The sequence below is a fragment of the Bordetella avium genome, assembly GCF_034424645.1.
In the GTDB taxonomy this organism is placed as follows: Bacteria; Pseudomonadota; Gammaproteobacteria; order Burkholderiales; family Burkholderiaceae_B; genus Bordetella; species Bordetella avium.
Genome location: NZ_CP139969.1, coordinates 1,626,370 through 1,646,007 on the forward strand (window position 1 = coordinate 1,626,370; position 19,638 = coordinate 1,646,007).

General features: G+C 60.8%; 21 protein-coding genes. 10 read left to right on the forward strand and 11 right to left on the reverse strand.

Annotated features, from left to right (window positions below; translation table 11 throughout):
* Positions 1-1,041: 1,041 nt before the first annotated feature.
* Positions 1,042-1,923: a DNA/RNA non-specific endonuclease gene (locus tag U0029_RS07770; RefSeq protein ID WP_169507427.1), complete on the forward strand. Its 882-nt coding sequence runs from the start codon at positions 1,042-1,044 to the stop codon at positions 1,921-1,923.
* Positions 1,924-2,106: 183 nt separating this feature from the next.
* Here the strand turns inward: U0029_RS07770 and U0029_RS07775 are convergent, their stop codons facing one another.
* The 4 genes from U0029_RS07775 to U0029_RS07790 all read right to left on the reverse strand — a co-directional run bounded on the left by U0029_RS07775 (position 2,107) and on the right by U0029_RS07790 (position 5,442).
* Positions 2,107-4,068, reverse strand: a complete 1,962-nt coding sequence (locus U0029_RS07775; RefSeq protein ID WP_012417723.1) for a BCCT family transporter — start codon at positions 4,066-4,068, stop codon at positions 2,107-2,109.
* 254 nt (positions 4,069-4,322) lie between these two features.
* Positions 4,323-4,556: a hypothetical protein gene (locus U0029_RS07780; protein ID WP_114851957.1), complete on the reverse strand. Its 234-nt coding sequence runs from the start codon at positions 4,554-4,556 to the stop codon at positions 4,323-4,325.
* Positions 4,557-4,644: 88 nt separating this feature from the next.
* The gene (locus U0029_RS07785) at positions 4,645-4,923 is read right to left on the reverse strand and encodes a hypothetical protein (RefSeq protein WP_012417721.1); all 279 of its coding nucleotides are present in this window, start codon (positions 4,921-4,923) and stop codon (positions 4,645-4,647) included.
* Between the two features lie 48 nt (positions 4,924-4,971).
* The gene (locus tag U0029_RS07790; RefSeq protein WP_012417720.1) at positions 4,972-5,442 is read right to left on the reverse strand and encodes an Lrp/AsnC family transcriptional regulator; all 471 of its coding nucleotides are present in this window, start codon (positions 5,440-5,442) and stop codon (positions 4,972-4,974) included.
* Between the two features lie 150 nt (positions 5,443-5,592).
* On the opposite strand from U0029_RS07790, the gene U0029_RS07795 reads away from it, so the two are divergent.
* The 3 genes from U0029_RS07795 (at position 5,593) to U0029_RS07805 (ending at position 7,606) form a co-directional block, all read left to right on the forward strand.
* Positions 5,593-6,516, forward strand: coding sequence for a DMT family transporter (locus tag U0029_RS07795; RefSeq protein ID WP_012417719.1), 924 nt, complete (start codon positions 5,593-5,595; stop codon positions 6,514-6,516).
* A 172-nt stretch (positions 6,517-6,688) separates the two neighbouring features.
* The gene (locus U0029_RS07800) at positions 6,689-7,276 is read left to right on the forward strand and encodes a BPSL1445 family SYLF domain-containing lipoprotein (RefSeq protein WP_012417718.1); all 588 of its coding nucleotides are present in this window, start codon (positions 6,689-6,691) and stop codon (positions 7,274-7,276) included.
* A gap of 45 nt (positions 7,277-7,321) precedes the next feature.
* Positions 7,322-7,606 (forward strand): CsbD family protein, encoded by a 285-nt coding sequence (locus U0029_RS07805; protein ID WP_039052038.1) that lies wholly within the window; start codon positions 7,322-7,324, stop codon positions 7,604-7,606.
* Positions 7,607-7,658: 52 nt separating this feature from the next.
* On the opposite strand, the gene uraH is transcribed toward U0029_RS07805, so the two are convergent.
* On the reverse strand, positions 7,659-8,078 hold the full coding sequence (uraH, locus tag U0029_RS07810) for a hydroxyisourate hydrolase (protein ID WP_012417716.1): 420 nt from the start codon (positions 8,076-8,078) through the stop codon (positions 7,659-7,661).
* A 13-nt stretch (positions 8,079-8,091) separates the two neighbouring features.
* Positions 8,092-8,577, reverse strand: a complete 486-nt coding sequence (locus U0029_RS07815) for a GlcG/HbpS family heme-binding protein (protein ID WP_012417715.1) — start codon at positions 8,575-8,577, stop codon at positions 8,092-8,094.
* Between the two features lie 147 nt (positions 8,578-8,724).
* Here U0029_RS07815 and U0029_RS07820 point away from each other — a divergent pair, with 147 nt between their 5' ends.
* The 5 genes from U0029_RS07820 (at position 8,725) to U0029_RS07840 (ending at position 12,845) form a co-directional block, all read left to right on the forward strand.
* Complete coding sequence (locus tag U0029_RS07820) at positions 8,725-9,396, forward strand: heavy metal response regulator transcription factor (RefSeq protein WP_039052037.1); 672 nt, start codon at positions 8,725-8,727, stop codon at positions 9,394-9,396.
* Positions 9,393-10,811: a heavy metal sensor histidine kinase gene (locus tag U0029_RS07825; protein ID WP_012417713.1), complete on the forward strand. Its 1,419-nt coding sequence runs from the start codon at positions 9,393-9,395 to the stop codon at positions 10,809-10,811. The genes U0029_RS07820 and U0029_RS07825 overlap by 4 nt, the downstream gene beginning before the upstream one ends.
* A gap of 256 nt (positions 10,812-11,067) precedes the next feature.
* Positions 11,068-11,280: a hypothetical protein gene (locus U0029_RS07830; RefSeq protein ID WP_169507426.1), complete on the forward strand. Its 213-nt coding sequence runs from the start codon at positions 11,068-11,070 to the stop codon at positions 11,278-11,280.
* 157 nt (positions 11,281-11,437) lie between these two features.
* Positions 11,438-11,650: a hypothetical protein gene (locus tag U0029_RS07835; RefSeq protein ID WP_012417711.1), complete on the forward strand. Its 213-nt coding sequence runs from the start codon at positions 11,438-11,440 to the stop codon at positions 11,648-11,650.
* A 130-nt stretch (positions 11,651-11,780) separates the two neighbouring features.
* A complete protein-coding gene (locus U0029_RS07840; protein ID WP_114851958.1) occupies positions 11,781-12,845 on the forward strand; it encodes an AGE family epimerase/isomerase in 1,065 nt (354 codons plus the stop codon).
* Between the two features lie 57 nt (positions 12,846-12,902).
* Here U0029_RS07840 and U0029_RS07845 read toward each other — a convergent pair whose 3' ends face one another.
* The 4 genes from U0029_RS07845 to U0029_RS07860 form a co-directional block, all read right to left on the reverse strand.
* A complete protein-coding gene (locus U0029_RS07845) occupies positions 12,903-13,277 on the reverse strand; it encodes a Rieske (2Fe-2S) protein (protein WP_012417709.1) in 375 nt (124 codons plus the stop codon).
* A 280-nt stretch (positions 13,278-13,557) separates the two neighbouring features.
* Positions 13,558-14,613: a DUF2776 domain-containing protein gene (locus U0029_RS07850; RefSeq protein WP_114851959.1), complete on the reverse strand. Its 1,056-nt coding sequence runs from the start codon at positions 14,611-14,613 to the stop codon at positions 13,558-13,560.
* A gap of 235 nt (positions 14,614-14,848) precedes the next feature.
* A complete protein-coding gene (locus U0029_RS07855) occupies positions 14,849-15,031 on the reverse strand; it encodes a hypothetical protein (RefSeq protein WP_012417707.1) in 183 nt (60 codons plus the stop codon).
* Positions 15,028-16,194: a PepSY-associated TM helix domain-containing protein gene (locus U0029_RS07860; protein ID WP_114851960.1), complete on the reverse strand. Its 1,167-nt coding sequence runs from the start codon at positions 16,192-16,194 to the stop codon at positions 15,028-15,030. Before U0029_RS07860 ends, U0029_RS07855 begins: the two co-directional genes overlap by 4 nt.
* Before the next feature lie 129 nt (positions 16,195-16,323).
* On the opposite strand from U0029_RS07860, the gene U0029_RS07865 reads away from it, so the two are divergent.
* The gene (locus U0029_RS07865) at positions 16,324-17,040 is read left to right on the forward strand and encodes a serine/threonine protein phosphatase (RefSeq protein ID WP_012417705.1); all 717 of its coding nucleotides are present in this window, start codon (positions 16,324-16,326) and stop codon (positions 17,038-17,040) included.
* A gap of 7 nt (positions 17,041-17,047) precedes the next feature.
* Here the strand turns inward: U0029_RS07865 and U0029_RS07870 are convergent, their stop codons facing one another.
* A complete protein-coding gene (locus tag U0029_RS07870) occupies positions 17,048-19,564 on the reverse strand; it encodes a penicillin-binding protein 1A (protein WP_012417704.1) in 2,517 nt (838 codons plus the stop codon).
* Positions 19,565-19,638: the final 74 nt, after the last annotated feature.

The following is a 19,638-nucleotide window of genomic DNA, read 5'->3' on the forward strand; positions in this document are numbered from 1 at the left end:
CAGGACCAGATGGCTCGGTTTGAGCTGAGCTTCAGTGCTCTTTAAGGTGTTCTGCTGGCGCTGCGTGCTGCAAAGCTCAATACAAAAAGAAAAATCCGTGCAAAAGTGCAGAGTTTTTGTTGGCTGCTCCTTTGATTTTTAGCCTGTATTTAAGTGAGTGGAAATATATTCGAGTAATTTTTAGAGTCAATCGACTGTTGGAGATGAGTATGCGCCTGCTGTTGAGTATGTTTGTTTTCTTAAGCCTTACGTTGTCACAGGTGGTTCAGGCTGACTTGGCAACGGATCTTCAGGCCTGTGCGGTGCGACAGGCGAATGAAGCGAGGCTTAAATGTTATGACTCGCTGGCGCGAAGCCAGTCATCAGTTTCTCCGGCTGCATCGGGAGGGGCGCAGCCTTCGATAGGCAAGAAGCCTACATCTCCTTCTGACGCCACCTCATCCTCCTGCTCTTGTGGCTCTGGTTCAGTATGTACGGGGCCGCGGGGAGGGCGGTATTGCGTTACGAGTGGCGGTAACAAGCGATATGTGAAATGAGCGAGATAGAGGGCTAAATATCTGTTGTGTTTAAAGCGCCACCTAACCTGGCCTCATGCTCGCGGGGTAACCCATGTCCTGGGTGATTCCCAGCACTCGCGCGTTTTGGTGCTTGGCCGTCCAACATTTAGTGTCGTATTTCCTCTTCATGCTCACATCAGATTCTTCGATTCTGGCGTGAGCAGATTTTCTTTGGGTCCATACATCTTGTCGCAGCTTGGCCCGGTCCATGATCAGTCGGCCAGGGTGCTTGTATCGCTGTCCCTGTGGTCGTCCAAAATGCGCGAGGCGCCTAGTCAATGGCAGGTCCGCAAGTTGCCATGGTGGCAATGTGCGTAGAGAGAGCGTCAATAAGTGAGTGTGGCGGGCGTCTCTGTGATGGGGGCGTGGGTTGGTGAGCAGAGGTGTCTACAGGTATTAGTCCGGCCTGATGCTATTTGTGTGTCATCTACAATCCTGGTCCAAGCCGGCAATAAGCAGCCCGGCAAGCCAGACTTAAGTAACAATGACGCGCCGAACCTCAGCCCCACGACGTACTTCCCGATCCGCCAATAAGCCCAAGGGCTTTCTCCGGGCTTTGATCGTTTCTTCTTTGGTCAGTTTTGGCGCCGCGACTTATGCGCTGGCGCCCGAGCTCGGGATCTCGCCTGCCGAGGTGTTGCACCGCCTGGGCTGGTCCACGTCGACACAGACGGCCCCCCTTGCTGCGCCTGTCGGGGAGATGGTGCAGACCCGGTTCGCTGACTGTCCGCAGTTTTTCCCGCAGGGCCAAACGCCGCTGGTGCCCGCCAGCAAGGGGCTGCGCGAGCTGTGTTTTTCCGCCTTCGCCATTTTGCACAACGGTCAGACCAAGACGCCGGTGGTGGTGGTCGAGCGTCTGAATCGTGACAGTTTGCAGCAGGCGCAGGGCATGGCGCGTACCGACAAGTTCTACGCCGAGGCGCGTTTGCCGAGCGCAGAGCGTGCGGAACTAAATGACTATCGAGGTTCGGGGTACTCGCGCGGGCATATGGCGCCTGCGGGCGATATGGCGACCAAGGAAGCTATGGCGCAGAGTTTTTCTCTGGCCAATATGGTGCCCCAGGATCAGAAGCACAACGCCGGCCCCTGGAGCCGCGTCGAGCAGGACACCCGCCGTTATGCGATGCGCGCTGGCGGGGATGTCTATGTGTTTACCGGGCCGGTATATCGGGATAAGCCCAAGACCATAGGTGGTTCGGGCGTGGCGGTGCCAAGCGAGATCTTCAAGCTGGTATACGACGCCACGACGGGTCGCTCCTGGGTGCATTGGCAGGCCAATAGCCCCGATGTGAGCAAGGTTCCCGATCCGATCAGCTATGAAGAGTTTGTAAAACGGACCGGGATGCGTCTGCTGCCCAAGGGCTGAGCCGCCCCGGGCGGGCTTCAGTCCTTGTTGTGCGGGCGGCTTTGTTCAGGCTGCCCCAGTTGCTCCCCGCGATGGGCCTGACTTCAACGCGGCCGCTTGGGCTGTTGCGCCGCAGACTGATTCTGCTTCTCCAGCAGCCTAGGCAGTACCGGGATGGCGCCGGACCACCGAGGCTGGGACGGGTCAGCTTACGACATGCAGATAATGGCGGTGGCGCTCGTACTGGTCGAGGATATCGCCGATGACTTCAGCGCGGCTCCAGCCCATGATGTCGTAGTCCTGCCCGCCTTCACCGAGGTGAACCTCGGCCCGGAAGTAGCGGCGCTCTTCTTCGTCGAGCGCGTCCTCCGGCGTCAGGCTGGGGCGGATTTCTGCTACGGGAATGACGGAGTAGCTGAAGTCGAGGTATTCCCCGTGGTGGGCGACATGCAGACTGACCTGGCCCTCAGCGCCGTCTTCCACTTTGCAGACATAGCCTTCTTTGCCGAGTTCTTCGGCGACATCGTCCATGGCGGGGCGCGCCACATCGGAAATGAAACGCTGCACGTGGGCACGGCGCGGCATCATGACCATGTTGCGAATGCGGCGCTGCCAGTTTTCGGCATTGGGGCGCACCGCGCCCCGGCTGGTGCGATGGTAGCGCAAACGCCGTTTGGCGCTGTCCAGCCTCAGCGCCTTAATTAGCCCGTAAACGGACACCAGAATGACGATGGAGAAGGGCAGGGCGCTGGCGATGGTGGCCGTTTGCAGGGCTTTGAGCCCGTCCGCCAGCAGCAGGGCGATGGCGAGCGCGCCCATTAGCACTGACCAGAACACACGTTGCCAGACAGGCGCGTTATCTTTGCCCGATGCCAGCATGTCCACGACCAGGGCGCCCGTGTCTGCGGAGGTGACGAAGAAGATCAGCACCATGATCACGCAGAAAAAGGAGATCACGCTCGTCCATGGGAACTGCTCTAGGAAGACGAATAGCGCCAGCGAGCTGTCGGCGCGTATGGCCTGGCCGAAGTCAGACATCCCGCCGGTGAGGATATGGTAGATGGCGCTGTCGCCGAACACCGTCATCCACAGAAAGGTGAAGCCCGTAGGCATCAGCAGCATGCCGGCCAGGAATTGCCGGATGGTGCGCCCACGCGAAATACGCGCTACGAATACGCCGACAAAGGGCGACCAGGATATCCACCAGCCCCAGTAGAACAGCGTCCAGCCGCCGATCCAGTCGGTTTTCTCGTAGGCGTACAGGTTGAAGGTGCGGGCGACAATGCCCGAGAGATAAACCCCGACGTTTTCAACAAAGGCTTGCAGCAGAAAGACGGTGGGGCCCGTAAACAGCACGAATAGCAGCAGCAGAACTGCCATGACCATATTGGCTTCGGACAGATAGCGAACGCCCTTGTTCAGGCCGCTGGCGGCCGAGAGCGTGGCCATGCCGCAGGCGATCACGATGAGCACGATCTGCACCGGCGTGCTGATGGGCAGGCCAAACAGATAGTTCAGGCCTGCGTTCATCTGCGCCACGCCCAGGCCGAGCGAGGTGGCTACGCCCAGCACCGTGCCGATGATGGCGAAGATATCGACCGCGTGGCCGATGGGGCCGTAGATGCGGTCGCCCAAGATGGGGTAGAGCGCCGAACGCAGGGTGAGCGGCAGACCGTGGCGGAAAGAAAAGTACGCCAGGATGAGCGCCACGGCCGCATAGACCGCCCAACCGTGCAGGCCCCAGTGGAAAAAGGTGATGCTCATTGCTTCGCGCGCGGCTTCCGGCGTGCCGCCCTCACCCAGCGGCGGATCGAGAAAATGCATGACCGGTTCGGCCACGCCGAAGAACATCAGACCGATACCCATGCCGGCTGCGAAGAGCATGGCGTACCAGGTGGGGTCGCGATAGTCCGGCTGGCTGTGGTCCGGGCCAAGCTTGATGTCGCCGTAGCGGCTGAACGCGATCAGCACCATCGTGACGAGCACCGTGGCCACGGCCAGCATATAAAACCAACTGGCATTGCCGAAAATCCAGGCTTGTACCGCGCCGAAGACGCGTTGCGCATGGCCTGGCGTAATGACAGCGAACAACACGAGGGCCAGGATGATGGCCCCCGATGTAAAGAAAACGGGCTTAATGATCTGAATGCGCGCCTGTTGTGTCATATGCCCTCCCGGAGCCTTGTATCCCGATTATTACCTTAGCTAACCCTAGGGGGTCACTATGCGCACCAAAGCAAAGGCCTTGCGTCATTCATGCCTCGCCGAACGCGGATCGAATTTTGCATGTCTTAGGTCTTTCGATGTGTCTGGTTTTTAAGCGCTACCCCGTTCGCTCTGCGGCCGGGCGCGGACGGTAGGCCGCCTAGGGTGTGTTGAAGGCAGGCCAGGGGGAGCTTGGGAAAGGAAGGCGCTGCGGGTCAGCCCAGGCCGTCGTTGTAGCCGCCGGCCAAATAGCGCGGCAAACCCTCGTGGCTGGTCAGCACGGCACGGGCTTCATCGCTCGTGAAGGGCAGGCCGAACTCGGAAGAAAGACCTGCGAGGGTGTCGAGCACCGCCATGACGCTGCAGCCTTCGAAGGGCCGAAGCCGTTCGGCCACGACGGGATTGGTGTCGGAAAGGTGTAGCAAGCGCAGTACGTTGATCTTGCTCATGTCATCCCCTTGAAGGGCCGAGCGGAGGGTCTCTGCCGTTTGTCTGATGCTACCGCGAAACCTTTTTTTGTGCAGCCCCCGACGCGCTTCAAGCTTCGGGCGGCGTGATGGGATCGCGGCCTGCCGCTTCCAGATAGGCATTGACGGCCAGGTTGAGCTGGCCGAGCGCATGACCGGTGAGCGGCCGGTCGGCGCGCGGCGCGATCAGGCCGGCGGCGATGGTCTCGAACGCTGCGCCGAAACGGGCGCGGGTGTCGGGGTCTTGTGCTTCGATGAGGCAGTGCAGGGCGGACTCGGCCGTTGCGGTCTTGGCGGCCAATTCCTGGATGGCTTGAGCGAAAGCGACGAGGACTTCTTGATTTTCCATGTGATTTCCAGAGCTAAACCGGCAGTGTAGGCGATTGCCCGGGCAGCTTCAGCGCAAGGGCACGGCCGTGGTGTAGAGCACTTGCTTGAGCGCGAAGCTGGAACGAATGCTGGCCACACCAGGAATGCGGGTGATGCGTTCGACGATCAGGCGCTCCAGCGCATCGACGTCTTCGACCAGGGCTCGCACCAGATAATCGGCATCGCCCGACATGAGATAACACTCCATGATTTCCGGCAGTACGGCGATTTCGCGCTCAAAAACATCGAGCGTGGCTTTGCGCTGCTTATCGAGCGAGATCTGAATGAATACATTGACCTTCAAGCCCAGCTTGCGGGCATTGAGCAGGGTGACGCGTCGGTCGATAAGGCCGTCGTTTTCCAGTTTTCGCACCCGCGCCAGGCAGGGGGAGGGGGAAAGGTTGACGCGCTGGGCCAACTCGACATTGGACAGGCGCGCATCGCGCTGCAATTCGTTCAAAATCCGGATGTCTGTGGCGTCTAGCGTGATGTCAGGCATGATTGGATGGTTGTTGTTTAAAAAACAGCTCGAACATGCTGCCATCATAGCGGATGGCCGCGTATTGCAGCAGCTCCGAACAGGGGGCCGCCGATAGACTGTCGCTCGTTCACCGCTTCTTTCCGAGGCGGGTTTCGGCAGTCTGGATTCATGCATCAGTTTCAATCGGCCCGCAAGCTTCTTCCCCTGATTTGCGCGGTGTTCGTGTGGGGGGGGAATTGGCCGATCATGAAATTGGGCCTGGCTCACATGAGCCCGCTGTGGCTGGCGGCCTGCCGTTTTGGTTCGGCGACGCTGGTGAGCCTGTTAGTACTGGGCGCGCTGGGCCGTTTGCGCCGCCCGAGCGCAGCGCAATGGCCGCTGGTCGCCGGCGTGGGTTTGTTGCAGATGGCCGCTTTCACCGCCCTTGCTCTCTGGGCTTTGCAATATGTGCCGCCCGGACGCGCCTCCATCATTGCCTATGCGACTTCTGTCTGGGTCATTCCCCTGTCGGCATTGTGGCTCAAGGAGCGTTTGTCAGCCGTCCAATGGCTGGCCACCTTGTTGAGCTATGCCGGTATCGGCATGATTGTGGCACCCGCCTTCAGCCCATGGCAGCCGCAGTTGGTCGTGGGACTGGGTATGTTGCTGGGCGCCTCCTTCGCTTGGGCTTGCAATATCGTGCAACTGCGCGCGGGGCGCTCCGTCAGGCTGGGTGTAGAGATGATTCCCTGGCAGACCGGCCTGGCTTGCCTGCCTCTTATCGCGTTGGCCTGGCTGCGCGATGGCGCGCCGGTGTTTCTGGCGCAGCCCGAGGTCTGGCCCTTGATTGCCTACACGGGGCCGCTGGCCACCGCCTTGACCTTTATCGTGGTGCTGACCATGACGCAGCGCATGCCCCCTGTGGCGACGTCAATCGCCATGCTCTGCGTGCCGCTGATCGGTCTGGTGGTGTCGTCCTGGGTGTTTAAGGAGCGCCTGTCTGCCGATTTGCTCTGGGGGCTGGTCTTTATTGGCGCCAGTGTGATGGTGTCGGCCTTAGGAGAAAAATGCCTCCCTCGACTGACGGGTTTTTTTGTGCGGGCGCAAGAATGACAAAATGTTTCTGCAAAGGCACGAGAGTATTCGCGCTTTCATTCGGGGTTTCGTAGTAGTACGAGTTACAGCTGGTGCCATTTTTTGCTTCGCAGAATGCCTGGGCGCCAAGTCAGGGTGCGGGAGTTTGTATAAGGTTAAGGGCATATCAACCCTGGCACGGAGACTTCCCATGTTTAACGCTCGCTTCAAACGCATCGGCATGGCCGCCGCGACGGTGGCTTTGGCAGGCCTGGTCTTTTCCGGCTGCACCGCGACCAATGCACAGGACAGCGGTTCGGCGCAAAGCCAACGCCAGCAGATCGATGCCGGCGCTGATGCAACGCTGTCGCGGCTGTATGAGGCTTCGCCAGATGCGCGCGCGCTGGTTCGGGAAGCCAAGGGTGTGCTGGTGTTCCCCTCGGTGGTGAGCGCGGGCTTTATCGTCGGAGCGCAATACGGCAAGGGGGTGTTGCGCGTCGGCGGGGTAGATACGGCCTACTACAGCACGGCAGGCGGCTCGGTCGGTTTTCAGGCGGGGGCGCAATCCAAGGCTATCGTCGTGCTCTTCATGACACAGGATGCCTTGAACAAATTCCGCAACAGTGACGGCTGGACCGCCGGCGTTGACGCCTTTGTTGCGGTCGCTACGATCGGCGCGAATGGTCATATCGACACCCGTACTGCGCAACAGCCGGTGATCGGCTTTGTGCTGAATAACGCGGGCCTGATGGCGGGCATCTCGCTCGAAGGCACCAAGATCAACAAGCTCAATCTCTAAGCCTTTCTGCAGGGCTTGATACTCAACCACGACAAGGAGCGCACGATGGCGAACGATACGGTGGCCGGCAAGGTCAAGGAGTTGGCAGGACGCGGTGAGGAGGCTTTGGGTGTGGTGGCCGAGGACGTCGGTTTGCGCGCCAGGGGTCTGGCGCGGCAGGTCGAAGGCAAGATCCAGGGTGTTGCCGGCTGCGTGAGCGACAGCTATGACGACGTGGCCGATACCGTGCAGTCGGTGGTGCGCCGCCACCCTGTGGGTTCGCTGCTCGTCGTGGGGGCGCTCGCCTATCTGCTGGGCCGCGTTGCCGGGTCGATCCAGCGACGTCACTGATTGCCCGCCTGCCTGCCTGCGCATCCGCCGCAGGCAGGCATGCCCGCCGGGTTCAATTACCCCGGTAGGTGGAGAAGCCATAAGGGCTTAGCAAAAGCGGGATGTGATAGTGCTTGACCGAACCGTCTACAGAGAAGATGACGGGCACTTCGGGAAAGAAGGTTTTGCCTTGATGCTCGGCAAACCATTTTCCGGTCTTGAATGTGACTTTGTAGGTGCCTGGTTCCAGGCTGGCCCCGGCAGGAAACAGCGCCGAGATGCGGCCAACCTCGTTGGTGACGCCCGAGGACAACAGCTTCCATTGCTGCTCGCCTTGGGCTTTTTCCAGCGTGACGGCGACGCCCGACGAAGGCAGTCCGGTTTCAAGATTCAGCACATGGACGCTGAGCGGATTGCCCTCGGCCATGGCTTGGCCGGCAATCAACAGGCTGGCGCTCAAAACAGAAGCACGGATCAGAGCGATGGTTTTCATGGTGATTCCTGTGTCATGAGTTGGGAAGGAGTTTCGCAATCGCGCGCAGCGCGCATTGATCGTCAGCGTCGGCGCTGCCCGTGCCGGCGACGCCAATGGCGCCGATGACTTGTCCCTGAACCTTGAGGGGCAGACCACCGCCCAGCAAGAGCAGTTCTGGCAGCGTCACGAGGTTTTGCGCCGTGGGCGTGGTTCGCGCACGTTCCGCAAGCTCGCTTGTTTTGGTCTTGGTCGATAGCGCGGTATAGGCTTTGCGCTGGGCCGCCAAGCTGTTGTGCGGTCCGATATTGTCGGCGCGTTGCAGGGCCACCAGATTGCCGCCACGGTCCACGACGGCAACCACGGCATCGCGTCCTTGCGCCTGGCATTGGCGCAGCGTTTCGTTGATGAGATCTTGCGCCAGCGCCAGGGATACCTCTTGCTGCTGTAGTACTGGCGGGGCCGCGAGGGTGGGTAGGCTGACCAGGCCAAGCAGGCAAATGAACAGTTTTAAAGGCATGTGCTCTCCTATCTACACCTTGCACATGCATAAGATAAGCTGTAGGGGCGCTCACCCAAATGGCAGGAAAATGACAATTCTGTAATCCCGACGGCCTAGACTGCGCGCTAGATTGTTTCTCTTTCCGGAGGGAGAGCAGGAGGGCGCGTGCGGATATTGATCGTCGAGGATGAGCCTAAGACAGCCGACTATCTTGCAGGGGGGCTGGCTGAGTCCGGCTATGCCGTGACTGTAGCCCGTGACGGCCGCAGCGCTCAGCATTGTTTTGAATCGGCGCTTTTTGATCTGGTGCTGCTTGATGTGATGCTGCCCGGCATGGATGGGTGGGAAGTCTTGCGTGTCATCCGACGCAGGGCCAGCACGCCAGTTTTGTTTTTGAGTGCGCGTGACAGTGTCCAGGATCGTGTCAAAGGTCTGGAGCTGGGGGGTGACGACTATCTGATTAAGCCGTTTTCCTACGCTGAATTGCTGGCGCGTGTCCGATCTTTGTTGCGTAGGGGGCCTGTGCAGTGCCAGGATGTCCTGCGCCTCGGCGATCTGGAGATGGTCGTCGGTCGCTTTGAGGTACGCCGTGCTGGCCGCTTGATCCGTCTGACTGCCAAAGAGTTTGTCTTGCTGCGCTTATTGTTGGAGCGTCAGGGCGAGGTGCTGACGCGCACCATGATTGCCTCGCATGTATGGTTGATGAACTTTGATTGCGACACGAATGTCGTGGATGTCGCGATCCGGCGCTTGCGCATGAAAATTGACGAGCCCTATCCCGACCGGCTCATTCATACCGTTCGGGGGATGGGCTATCGGCTGGCATTGTGCGAATGAGGCCGCGTTCGCTACGTCTGCATCTGAGCCTGGCGTTCGCCTTGCTCAGTCTGGTGGTGTTGGGGGGTCTGGGGGCCTATCTCTACTATGGCTTGGCGCGGCAACTCGCAGCCAGCGATGACCAGGCGCTGGAGCGGCGTCTGGCGCGCATGGACGGCCTGCTGCAGGACGCGGAAAGCCTGGATTTGCTGCGCAAGCGGCCCCTGATTTTCGACAGCATGATGGGTCGCCGCGACAGCGTGCTGTGGGTGCTGGGTATCTCGGGTGAGGTGCTGCTGACCATTAATGGCCGAGGCTTGCCTACCCCCGATTTGTCTGCGATCGGCGCCATGGTGGGTTTCCGTACCGATATCGTTGGTGCGAGGCATTTGCGGCTGGCTTGGCGTCCCAGGTCCAAAGGCGCGGGGATGCTGGTTGCGGCTCTGGATCTTCAGGAACGCGATGCCATGCTCGCGATGTATCGCCAACGCTTGCTGGTTGCGCTTCTGGCGGGAGGCGTGGTGGCTTTTGCTCTGGCCTACGCACTGAGCTGGCGGGGGTTGAGGGGTCTGCGCGTGTTGGCAGGCAAGGTGTCAGGCATCAACGTGACTGGCTTGCGCGAGCGTTTGCATGACGATGATGCCTACCTGGAACTGGGCCAGATGGCCCGCGCGCTGGATGGCATGCTGGACCGTTTGCAGGAAGGTTTCGAACGCTTGTCGCGCTACTCGGAGGACCTGGCTCATGAGTTGCGCACTCCCTTGAGCATTTTGATGGGGCAGACGCAGCGCACGGTGCAGCGGCCCCGCGAGGCGGCGGTCTACGAGGAGGTGCTGCTGTCGCATCTGGAAGAGTATGAACGCCTGAACCGCTTGATTGACGGCATGCTGTTTTTGGCGCGGGTGCGTGCCTGTGAATCCGCACCGGATTGTGCCCTGGTGGATATGTGTCAGTTGTCGCAGCAGCTATGCGCGTATTTCGAGGGCATGGCCCAGGAGCGGGGAATGGTCCTGCGCTACCTTGTCGCCTGCGATGTCCGTGCCGACAGTGTCTTGCTGCGGCGGGCCTTGGCGAATTTGCTGGCGAACGCCATTCGCTATGGTGAGGCGGGAACAGAGGTGGTGTTATCCGTCCAGTGCCGCGGGCAGGGGGCGGAAATATCGGTTCACAGCAAGGGGGAGGCGATCGCTCGGGAAGACTTGTCACGCATTTTCGAGCGCTTTTATCGTTGCGATCCGTCGCGCGCCGGGTCTCGGGAGGGTAGCGGCCTGGGCTTGGCCATTGTTCGTGCGATTGCCGAGCAGCATGGCGGCCGAGTCTGGGCGACGAGTGATGAGGCCGGTACGGTTATTTTTCTGTATCTGCCGGGGGCTTCGATGCCTCTCAAGACCGGCGCGATACCCGAGAAAAGATCAGACAATCTGTCGGGGGTGTGATAAAAAACTAAGCATGGCGGCGCAGGGCTTATGTTCGTATCGATAGCGGCCTTGATGAATGGCCGGCTCTTTACCGCTAGGCAAGGCCCGGGGAGACAGAAGCGAACCTGTTCTTGTAGAGGACAGCCGGCATGCCGCGCTTGCGCTGTTTCGCAAGCTGAGCGATGACGGGGAATCGAGCAGATACGAGTTATTGGGCCGCACTTTCCCGGAGCATGATATGGTCTGCTCTTTCCATAGTGAGGTTTGCGTCAACATGGCAAGGCATCAGTTTCAACAGGGCGAGCTGGCGTATTGGTTGCAGATCATCGCCGAACAGGGCGCGCAAGCGCAGGTGCCCGAGAGTTTCGCCGATGCTTTGCTGACCCTGCGTTGCGTCGAACGCGCTGCCGATGGCCAACTGCTAATCACTGAGAAAGGAAGGCTGGCATTGCATATGGAAGGGCCGGGGGCGATTCACCGCCATTAGGCGCGCCAATGGAACAGGCTGTTGCGCTGAATAAAAGATTGAACTTGTAAGAAACAGGGCAGTCGAACTACTAAAGGCGGGGATTAGTCTGATTAACCCCCCGCTCTTTGTTGACAAGACGGCCATCCGGCCGACTTGAGCGCACTGGGAGGACGCCATGCAGCTTCGCGACCAGGAAGTACTGATAGATCTGTCCACCGCAGCGATGGACACGGGCGGGTACGGTGTTTTGCTGACTGTCACGGCCGAGGGCGGAACTGAGATCGACGCCGCGTTTTCTTACCTCGGCACATGTGCCTCGCTCGATGAGGCGCGTGATCGCGCAGAGTCGTTCGCACAAGATTGGTTACGCGAAAACGTCTATCGTTAAACTTGACGCTTGTCGACATCCGGGCCAGCCGCTAATAGGCTGGCCCCTGTCTTTTAGTATGACGCAGCTTGCCGCGGGACTTGAGTTATGCTGCCGTTTGACCGCAACGTGCCTATTCTAGCCAGCAGGTATGTCTCTCTCCGCACTCGCTGAAATCCAATCCGCTTTGCGCCAGCATTTTGACGATGTGGTGCTGCCCCTGTGGCGCAGCACCGGGTTCAATACTGAGCTTGACCTGCCTTTCGAGGCCTTGACCGAGGCGGGGCCTTTGCCGGTCACGCGTTATCGGGCGATGGCCTGTGCCCGTCAGGTGTTTGTTTATGCGCGCACGCCAGGGGGCGAGCAGCATGCTGGCCGATTGTTCGACGCCTTGCGCACTTACTTTCGCAATCCTTCGGGCGGCTGGTACTACAGCGTCGACGCCGACGGCCAGCCACTGGATGCCACGCAAGATCTTTACACCCACGCGTTTGTGCTCTTGGCCTGTGCGGCATGGTTCGAGCGTACGAGGCGTGCCGATGCGCACAAGCTTTTGCTGGCCACCGCACGCGATATCGAAGGCCGGTTTCGTGACCGCGATGGTCTGTATATCGCTGCCCGCGACGAGCAGGGCCGGACAGTACGTGGCCCGGAACAGAATCCCGTCATGCACCTGACCGAGGCCTATCTTGCCGCGGCCTGTCTGGTGGAGCCGGCTTGGTTTGCCGAGCGGCTGCGCGATCTGGCGCGGCAGGTTTTTGATGTTTATGTCGATCCCGAGACGCATTGCGTGTTGGAACTGCCCAGCGGACAGCCGGGTAACCGCATCGAGCCTGGCCATCAATTCGAGTGGTACGCCTTGCTGGATAGTGCTCCCGAGGTTTTTGACGGCCTGGAGCTGGCATCGGCCGCGCCGCTTGCAGCGGCTTGGGGGCAAGCGCATGGGGTGTCGCCGCAAAGTTGCGGCGTTTGCGCTGCGCTGGCGCCGGATGGCTCGGTGCTGGATGCGCAGGAGCGGATCTGGGCTCAGACCGAATACGCGCGCTACCTAGGGCTGATCCACAGCCCGCAACGGCTGCGGCAGTTACAGGCGCTTCGTGAGCGCTTTCTGCATGCGGGAGGGTGGCATGAGGTGTTGAGCCCGGAGGGCAAGGTGCTGCGGGCCGATATGCCGAGCACGACACCCTATCATCTCTGGACGGGCTATCTCGGCTAAAGCCCGCGTTGTCGATGCGTCGTGATTCCAGCGCATGGGCTTGTGACCGCCTTGCCTTTAGCCGACGTTGTCGTCCACGGGCCGAATCTTGCCAGAAGGTAGCCAGTAGACAGCGTTGTCCCGCTCTTCTACTTGCAGCGCGGTCAGTCGGCTGTTTCGGCAGGCACCGCCTGCGCAAACCCCTGTGTCGGGGTGGTAGGTGGCGCCGTGGCGCGCGCACATGATGAGATCGCCTGCCCGTGTGAAAAAGCTGCTCTCCCAATCCATTTCTACCCCCACGTGGGTGCAGCGGTTGAGATAGCCATATACCTTGTTTTGATAGCGCACGAAAAAAACTGTCGTGCGGCCCGAGCCGTCGGTGACGGGCAGTTTTACGCCCAGGCCGCCATTGCTCAGGGCGGGGGCATCGCAAACATAGACGGCAGACGACATGCGGGTTTCCAAGGAAGACGGGCGCTCATTTTGCCACGGGCGCCTGCGCGGCGGGGGGCTGCGCAAAGCCCGAGTCTTCGTTGTGCGAGTCCGGAGCCTTTTCGGTCGGGCGGCGTGCCGATGGCAATCAGGAAGCTAGCCTGGCCAACCAGAGCATTATCCCGTTAACGGCTATCTGACGCCGGATCTGGATGTGGCCGGCTTACGCAGTAGCGGGCAGGCTGCCCGGGTCAGTTGACTGGCTTCTGATCCCGAGCTACTGCGTAGGTGGGCGGACCGCTCAGGCCGACTTTTTCGACGTGCCGGCTTCCAGGATGGACACGATGGAAAACAGCGTGAAGCACACCGCGCCCAGGCCCGTCAGAATGCGCGAGGCGATGAAATAGTTCGGGTCGGTTACGTTGGCCTCCGCCAGGAAGGCGGCGCAGAACAGGCAGGCCAGACAAGTGAGCACCGGGATCAGCGGGACGCGGTTGGCCAGCTTGCTTTCGCGCCGCCAGACCAGGGCCAAAAGCAAGACCTTGGAGACAATGCTGTAGCAAATCATGCCCAGGCCGACCAGCACGATGCCGGGAGCCAGGCGGTAGCCTTGCGTGCCGGTCGAGAGAACGTAGATGCCCAGCAAGAGGGCGGCGGTGCCCATCACCAGCACCCACGCCGTCCAGTACCAACGCTCTTTTTCGTCAAAGAGGTTGCGAGTCTGACGGGCGACGGTGGCGACCAGGGCGATCAGGCTGGCGCAGACCATGGCGATGCCTATTAGTACATGGCCCGCCACCACGTTTTCCATGGTGTCCTGGTCGGCGAGCAAACTGCCACCCCAGATGGCCCCGATTAGGGTGCAGACCAAGGGCACGGCCATCAGGATGAGCGCCGCGCCGCGCGAATAAGCCGCCGCAGGGACGCCGCTAGCGTGTGTGCCGGCGGAGTTTTTGGGAATCAGGGTGAAGCGCACCGAAGCGGCCGCGACCGTGGCGACGCAGGCCGCAATCATGCCCACGCCGAACACGACATGCCCGGACACGAAGGCGTCGGCAGGGCGGGGAATGCTGGTGATCGACAAGCCCCAGCCCATGGTCAGGGCAGCCAGGGCATAGCCGCTGAAGGGCAGAAGGAATAGCCAGGAACGGTTGAAATTTCCTAGTAGCTGCAAAATGATTACGCTAGCCGTCGTGAACAAGGCGTAGCAAATGGCAGTCAAGGAAATCAGGACATGACCGGCCGTGTAGCCGCCTGGGTTGGTGCTGTCGCGCAGCACGAGCAATCCGAGGCACAGGCAAATCACACCCATGACCAGAGGGATTAGTCTGAAGAGCACGCTGATGCCGTAATTCATGACCTCACCTATTAAATCGTTGCAGGCGCAGCGTTCATTTGGTAACGCTACGTTATCGGTTCGAAAGATTTTAGAGGTCTTTATTTCGAAAAACGACTGATGGTAGCGGCCTTAAGCGTATACCCCCATAGTTTCGGACAGGTCAGATAGCAGGCGGCATGAATTTTTACGCCTTGCCGTGCACAGGCCGACAAGCCCTTGCCGCGATCCGTGGAGCGCAGCGGGGGCTGGGCTGCTAGCTTTGGGGCTGCCGCAGCCAGTGCCAGCCCATGACAAGCAAAAGCCAGGATAGGGCGATCCAGGAGGCCCAGTGCCAAATGCCGGTGCCCAGCAGCGCCGAGAGCAGGCCGAAGAGGGTCAGCAGGCCAAGATAGAGCGGTGCGCGCCAGACAAACCAGAAGTGCGGGCGCGGGTTCATGTGGGCGTCCTTTGGGTTTGGTGTTTGCGCAGCAGCTCGGCCACCCGGGCATCGTTTGTTTTACGGCGTGCGATCCAGAGATAGAGGCCGCTGGCGAGCACCACGATGGCGATCAGATCGAGCAGTGCCCAGATGATCTTCAAAGGCAGGCCGCCGTAATCGCCAAAATGCAGGGGCCGGGAGAGTTCCAGCATGGTCAGATACCAGGGCATGGCGGCGACCGTGGTGAGTTCGCCGCTGACGGCATCAACCAACACGGGGGTATGCAGTTTGGAGGTGAGGGGGGTGTCGCCCCGCATCCAGACAGTGAAATGCTGAGGGCTACCGTACAGATTGCCGGGGTAGGCGATATTGGTGATGGTATTGCCGGGCAGCGCCTGGGCAGCGGCTTCGGCGACGGCTTGGGGCGAGGCGACTTGCTGTGGAACCGGCTTGCCTCGATAGGGTTCGAGCAGCGAGGTCAGCGTATTGAGCTGCCATAGGCGGAACAGCGGCGTAGACAATTCGTTGATCACGCCGGTGAAACCGACGACAAGCGCCCAGACCAGGGTGACGATACCGAGGAGGTTGTGCAGATCTAGCCATTTGATACGGGACGAACGTCCGGCGCGCACCGTGCCGAACTCGAGTTTTTTCATGAAGGGGCCGTAGAGCACAGCGCCTGAGATGAGGGCGATGCAGAACAACAGGCCCATGAAGCCGAGAAACAGTTCGCCGCCCAGCCCTGCGTACAGGTCGGTATGCAGCGCCAGCATGATGCCGGTGAACGAGAAACGATCGGCGCTGTAGAGCGGGCCGTCGCGCAGCAATTCGGCGCTGCGGCTGTCGAGGCGCACCGCGTGGCCGAGCTCCGCGGATTTTTGTGGGTCGGGTGTCATGCCGACGTAGACCTGTTCGGGCGCTTCGGGATCGAAGTAGATATAGTCGATCCGCTCGTTGGGGTAGAGCGCCTGGGCGGTTGCGGCGAGCTGGTCCGCGCTGGCGCGCGGTGTGCCGGCAGGGAGTTCTGCGGCGGGCTTGCCCTCATTGAGCCAGTCATCGATCTCGTGATGAAAGATTAGCGGCAGCCCCGTCACACAGATAATGAGCAGGAACAGTGTGCAGACCAGGCTGGTCCATTTGTGGACCCAATACCAAGTTTTGATTTTTGCGGCGGAGGTCATGGCGCGGATGGGAGTTCCGGCAGGTCATCGGAATGGAAAGCTCGCATGATGCTGCGAATGGTATTTATTCTCAACATCATAGTGCAATATCGCTGCCCGCAACACCGTCAAAGTGCTTTAATTCTGCTTATGTCTTCTTGCGTTTCCCTTGGCCCGGATGGCGTATTGCGCCTGCCGCGCAATCTGCGCGGCAGGGATTTCGCCGTGGGCGATATTCACGGCCATTTTTGCCGCTTGCAGCAGGCGCTAGACGAGATGGGCTTTGAGTCGGGGCGTGACCGCCTGTTTTCGGTGGGCGACCTCATTGACCGCGGGCCGGACAGCCTGGCGGCGGCCGTCTGGCTGCAAGCCCCGTGGTTTTTTGCGGTGCAGGGCAATCATGAAGATATGGCGATCCGCCATGTGCGCAGTGGCATGTTGGATCAGAACATCTGGCGGCGTAATGGCGGAGGCTGGTTTCTGGATTTGCCGCCTGAACGGCAGCGCGTCCTGGCTCAATGCTATGAGGCCTTGCCGGTCTTGATCGAGGTGGCCACTCAGGCCGGGCCGGTGGTGTTGGTCCATGCCGACAGCCCGGTGCAGGATTGGTCTTGCTTAGTGGCGTTGACCCCGGAGGACCGCGCACGGGCGCAATGGTCTCGTGAACGTTTGCAGACCCATAACACGGCGGGTGTCGCCAATGTGCGGGCGGTTGTTACTGGGCACACGGTGGTGCCTGAGCCGCTGGTTTTGGGCAATGTCTATCATATTGATACGGCTGGTTGGCAGGATGAGGGGTATTTCACCCTGCTGGCGCTGGACAGCCTATCTGCTTGGCCACGCCCGGTCCGGGTGGGCGGATCTTGATCGGCGTTCAGAGGGGTTGAGGGGGCAGCGCCCTGGGCTGGCTGACGGCGCCGACGTTGGTCGTTGGCTTGACGGTCGGCGGTGCCGCGGACAGGGGCGGCGCGGCCGGCACAGGAATGCTTAACGAGGAGTCCGGCGTCTGTCCTGGCTGGCGCACACGTGTGTTGCTGTCCTCTGAGGGGCGGTAGTTGTTCAGGAAGTCGGAGAGCGCGTCCCCCGTGCTCAGGTCTAGGGCGGCGATGGATTGCCCTGGCGGGAATTCACTGAAATAGTAGTTGCCCTTATCCGCAATCAGGCCTTGTGGCATGGGCGCGCGCGGTGTCTGCGCCACGCCTTTGAGCATGGGGGTGGCATAGTCTAGCCAGGTGGTCAGGGCCAGCCCGCTACCGAACTCATTGGTGCCGAGGCTGCGAGGCTGATCGAAGCCCATCCAGACTGTCGTGACCATGTCGCGGTTATAGCCAGAAAACCAGACATCTACCGCGCCGTTAGTGGTGCCCGTCTTGCCCGCGAGGTCATTGCGCTTGAGCGTGCGATAGACGCGCGCGGCCGTGCCTTTGACCGTGGTGTCGTGCATGATGTCATCGATCACCCAGGCCGTGCGTGGGTCGATCGCACGGGCGCTTTCGTCTCCAGCCACCAGAGGCTTGGCCTGCATGAGTACCTTGCCCGAGGAGTCCGTCACGCGATCGATCAAATAGGGATTGAGCAGATAGCCGCCGTTGGCGAACACGCTATAGGCATTAGCCACCTGCAATGGGGTGGCTGAGCCGGCCCCGAGGGCGATCGGCAGCACGGCGGGCCAGCGTTTGCTGTCAAAGCCAAAGCGCGAGAGATAGTCCTGGCCGTACTGCGGCGTGATGGCCTGTAGCAGACGGATCGACACCATGTTTTTGGAACGGTAAAGCCCTTCGCGCAGGGTCAGCATGGGCTCGTAGCGGTCGCCGTCGTTCTTGGGCTGCCAGTCACGCGAGCCGGTTTGCGCGGCGGTCTGCATGAACGGTTGGTCGGAGATCTGCGTGCCTGGTGTGAAGCCGCGCTCCAGCGCCGCTGCGTAGATAAAGGGCTTGATCGTCGAGCCCGGCTGGCGCCAGGCCTGCGTGACGCGGTTAAAGGAACCGCGGTAGTAATCGAAGCCGCCGATCATGGCGCGTATGGCGCCGTCCTGGGGGTTAAGCGATACCAGCGCGGCTTGCAGGGCGGGCATATTGATGATTTCCCAGCTATCGCCGTTCTGGTGGATGTAGACCACTGAGCCTCGCTGCAGACGCTGTTGGGCGCTGGCCTTGGGGTTGAGGGCGCGCGCCACCACCGCCAGCGCTTTTTTGTCGTTGATGGTGATGATGTCGTTGCCGCTGCGCGCTACCTTGATTTCAGTGGGGCTGGCCGAGAGCACGACGGCGGCATAAAGGCCATCGCTGTCAGGGTGTTCTTCCTGAACGCCGTCGAGGATTTCGTCCAGTTCTTCGCGCGGTACATCCGCCGGCAGATCGACCTGGCCCTCGGGGCCAGGGTAGGGCGCACGCCGGGTGTAGTCGAGCACGCCCTCGCGTACAGCGTTATAGGCCGCTTCCTGGGCCTTGGAGTCGATGGTGGTATAGACATCGAAGCCATGCGTATAGGCGTCTTCCTGGAAAACGCCGTACATGAGTTGGCGCACCAGTTCGGCGGGGTACTCGCCGTGCACCTTGAAGCCGCGTTCGGGCCCGCCTTCGGCGCCGCGCACCACGATTTTTTCGGCGCGTGCGGCTTCGACCTGTTGCGGCGTGAGGTAGCCCAGGGCCTGCATGCGGCTCAGCACATAACCCTGGCGGGCCTTGGCGCGGCTGAAGTTGGACAGGGGATTGGAGCGCGAGGGGGCCTTGGGAATGCCGGCCAGCATGGCCGCTTCGGCCGGCGTGATGTCAGCCAGCGGCTTGCCGAAATAGGTCCGGGCGGCCGCGGCGAAACCGTAGGCGCGGTGGCCCAGGTAAATCTGGTTCATGTAGAGCTCAAGAATTTGATCCTTGGTGAGCTCGGATTCAATTTTGTAGGTCAGCAGCAGTTCGTAGAACTTGCGCGAATAGGTTTTCTCTGAGGAAAGATAGAAGTTACGCGCCACCTGCATAGTGATGGTGCTGGCGCCTTGTGTTTTGGACATTTTGACCAGGTTGGTCAGGCCAGCCCGCAGCACGCCCGTCCAATCGATGCCGCTGTGCGTATAGAAGCGATCGTCTTCGGCAGCCAGCACGGCGTCACGCATGACTTTGGGGATTTCGTCAAACCGCAGCACGTTGCGATGCTCTTCGCCGAACTCGCCGATCAAGACCTTGTCGGCGGTGTAGACGCGCAGCGGCACCCTGGGGCGATAGTCCGTCATGGCGTGCAGTTCGGGCAGACTGGGCCAGGCCAGCGCGATGGCCAGTCCCAGGGTGATGGCCCCGCAGACGGCAAGACCGCCGGCCGCGACGGCGGCCTGCAGGAGGATGCGGCGAATGCGGCCGGTCTTGGCCGGGCGGTCAGAGGGTTGTGGTGCGTGATTCATCGGAGCCGATTCTATGGCAGAACTGTATAGACCGGTCTGATGGTGCAAAGGTTTCCGTAACCAAACATGGCGGG

What these genes read in the sequence shown, in the direction of transcription:
- U0029_RS07815 (WP_012417715.1), bottom strand. Translation starts at nt 8,577, where the DNA reads ATGCCTTTAAAACTGTTCATTTGCCTGCTTGGCCTGGTCAGCCTACCC.
- U0029_RS07790 (WP_012417720.1), bottom strand. Translation starts at nt 5,442, where the DNA reads ATGCCTGACATCACGCTAGACGCCACAGACATCCGGATTTTGAACGAA.
- U0029_RS07830 (WP_169507426.1), top strand. Translation starts at nt 11,068, where the DNA reads ATGGCAAGGCATCAGTTTCAACAGGGCGAGCTGGCGTATTGGTTGCAG.
- U0029_RS07780 (WP_114851957.1), bottom strand. Translation starts at nt 4,556, where the DNA reads ATGAGCAAGATCAACGTACTGCGCTTGCTACACCTTTCCGACACCAAT.
- U0029_RS07855 (WP_012417707.1), bottom strand. Translation starts at nt 15,031, where the DNA reads ATGAACCCGCGCCCGCACTTCTGGTTTGTCTGGCGCGCACCGCTCTAT.
- U0029_RS07795 (WP_012417719.1), top strand. Translation starts at nt 5,593, where the DNA reads ATGCATCAGTTTCAATCGGCCCGCAAGCTTCTTCCCCTGATTTGCGCG.
- U0029_RS07770 (WP_169507427.1), top strand. Translation starts at nt 1,042, where the DNA reads ATGACGCGCCGAACCTCAGCCCCACGACGTACTTCCCGATCCGCCAAT.
- U0029_RS07870 (WP_012417704.1), bottom strand. Translation starts at nt 19,564, where the DNA reads ATGAATCACGCACCACAACCCTCTGACCGCCCGGCCAAGACCGGCCGC.
- U0029_RS07845 (WP_012417709.1), bottom strand. Translation starts at nt 13,277, where the DNA reads ATGTCGTCTGCCGTCTATGTTTGCGATGCCCCCGCCCTGAGCAATGGC.
- U0029_RS07850 (WP_114851959.1), bottom strand. Translation starts at nt 14,613, where the DNA reads ATGAATTACGGCATCAGCGTGCTCTTCAGACTAATCCCTCTGGTCATG.
- U0029_RS07775 (WP_012417723.1), bottom strand. Translation starts at nt 4,068, where the DNA reads ATGACACAACAGGCGCGCATTCAGATCATTAAGCCCGTTTTCTTTACA.
- uraH (WP_012417716.1), bottom strand. Translation starts at nt 8,078, where the DNA reads ATGAAAACCATCGCTCTGATCCGTGCTTCTGTTTTGAGCGCCAGCCTG.
- U0029_RS07785 (WP_012417721.1), bottom strand. Translation starts at nt 4,923, where the DNA reads ATGGAAAATCAAGAAGTCCTCGTCGCTTTCGCTCAAGCCATCCAGGAA.
- U0029_RS07800 (WP_012417718.1), top strand. Translation starts at nt 6,689, where the DNA reads ATGTTTAACGCTCGCTTCAAACGCATCGGCATGGCCGCCGCGACGGTG.
- U0029_RS07835 (WP_012417711.1), top strand. Translation starts at nt 11,438, where the DNA reads ATGCAGCTTCGCGACCAGGAAGTACTGATAGATCTGTCCACCGCAGCG.
- U0029_RS07840 (WP_114851958.1), top strand. Translation starts at nt 11,781, where the DNA reads ATGTCTCTCTCCGCACTCGCTGAAATCCAATCCGCTTTGCGCCAGCAT.
- U0029_RS07865 (WP_012417705.1), top strand. Translation starts at nt 16,324, where the DNA reads ATGTCTTCTTGCGTTTCCCTTGGCCCGGATGGCGTATTGCGCCTGCCG.
- U0029_RS07825 (WP_012417713.1), top strand. Translation starts at nt 9,393, where the DNA reads ATGAGGCCGCGTTCGCTACGTCTGCATCTGAGCCTGGCGTTCGCCTTG.
- U0029_RS07860 (WP_114851960.1), bottom strand. Translation starts at nt 16,194, where the DNA reads ATGACCTCCGCCGCAAAAATCAAAACTTGGTATTGGGTCCACAAATGG.
- U0029_RS07805 (WP_039052038.1), top strand. Translation starts at nt 7,322, where the DNA reads ATGGCGAACGATACGGTGGCCGGCAAGGTCAAGGAGTTGGCAGGACGC.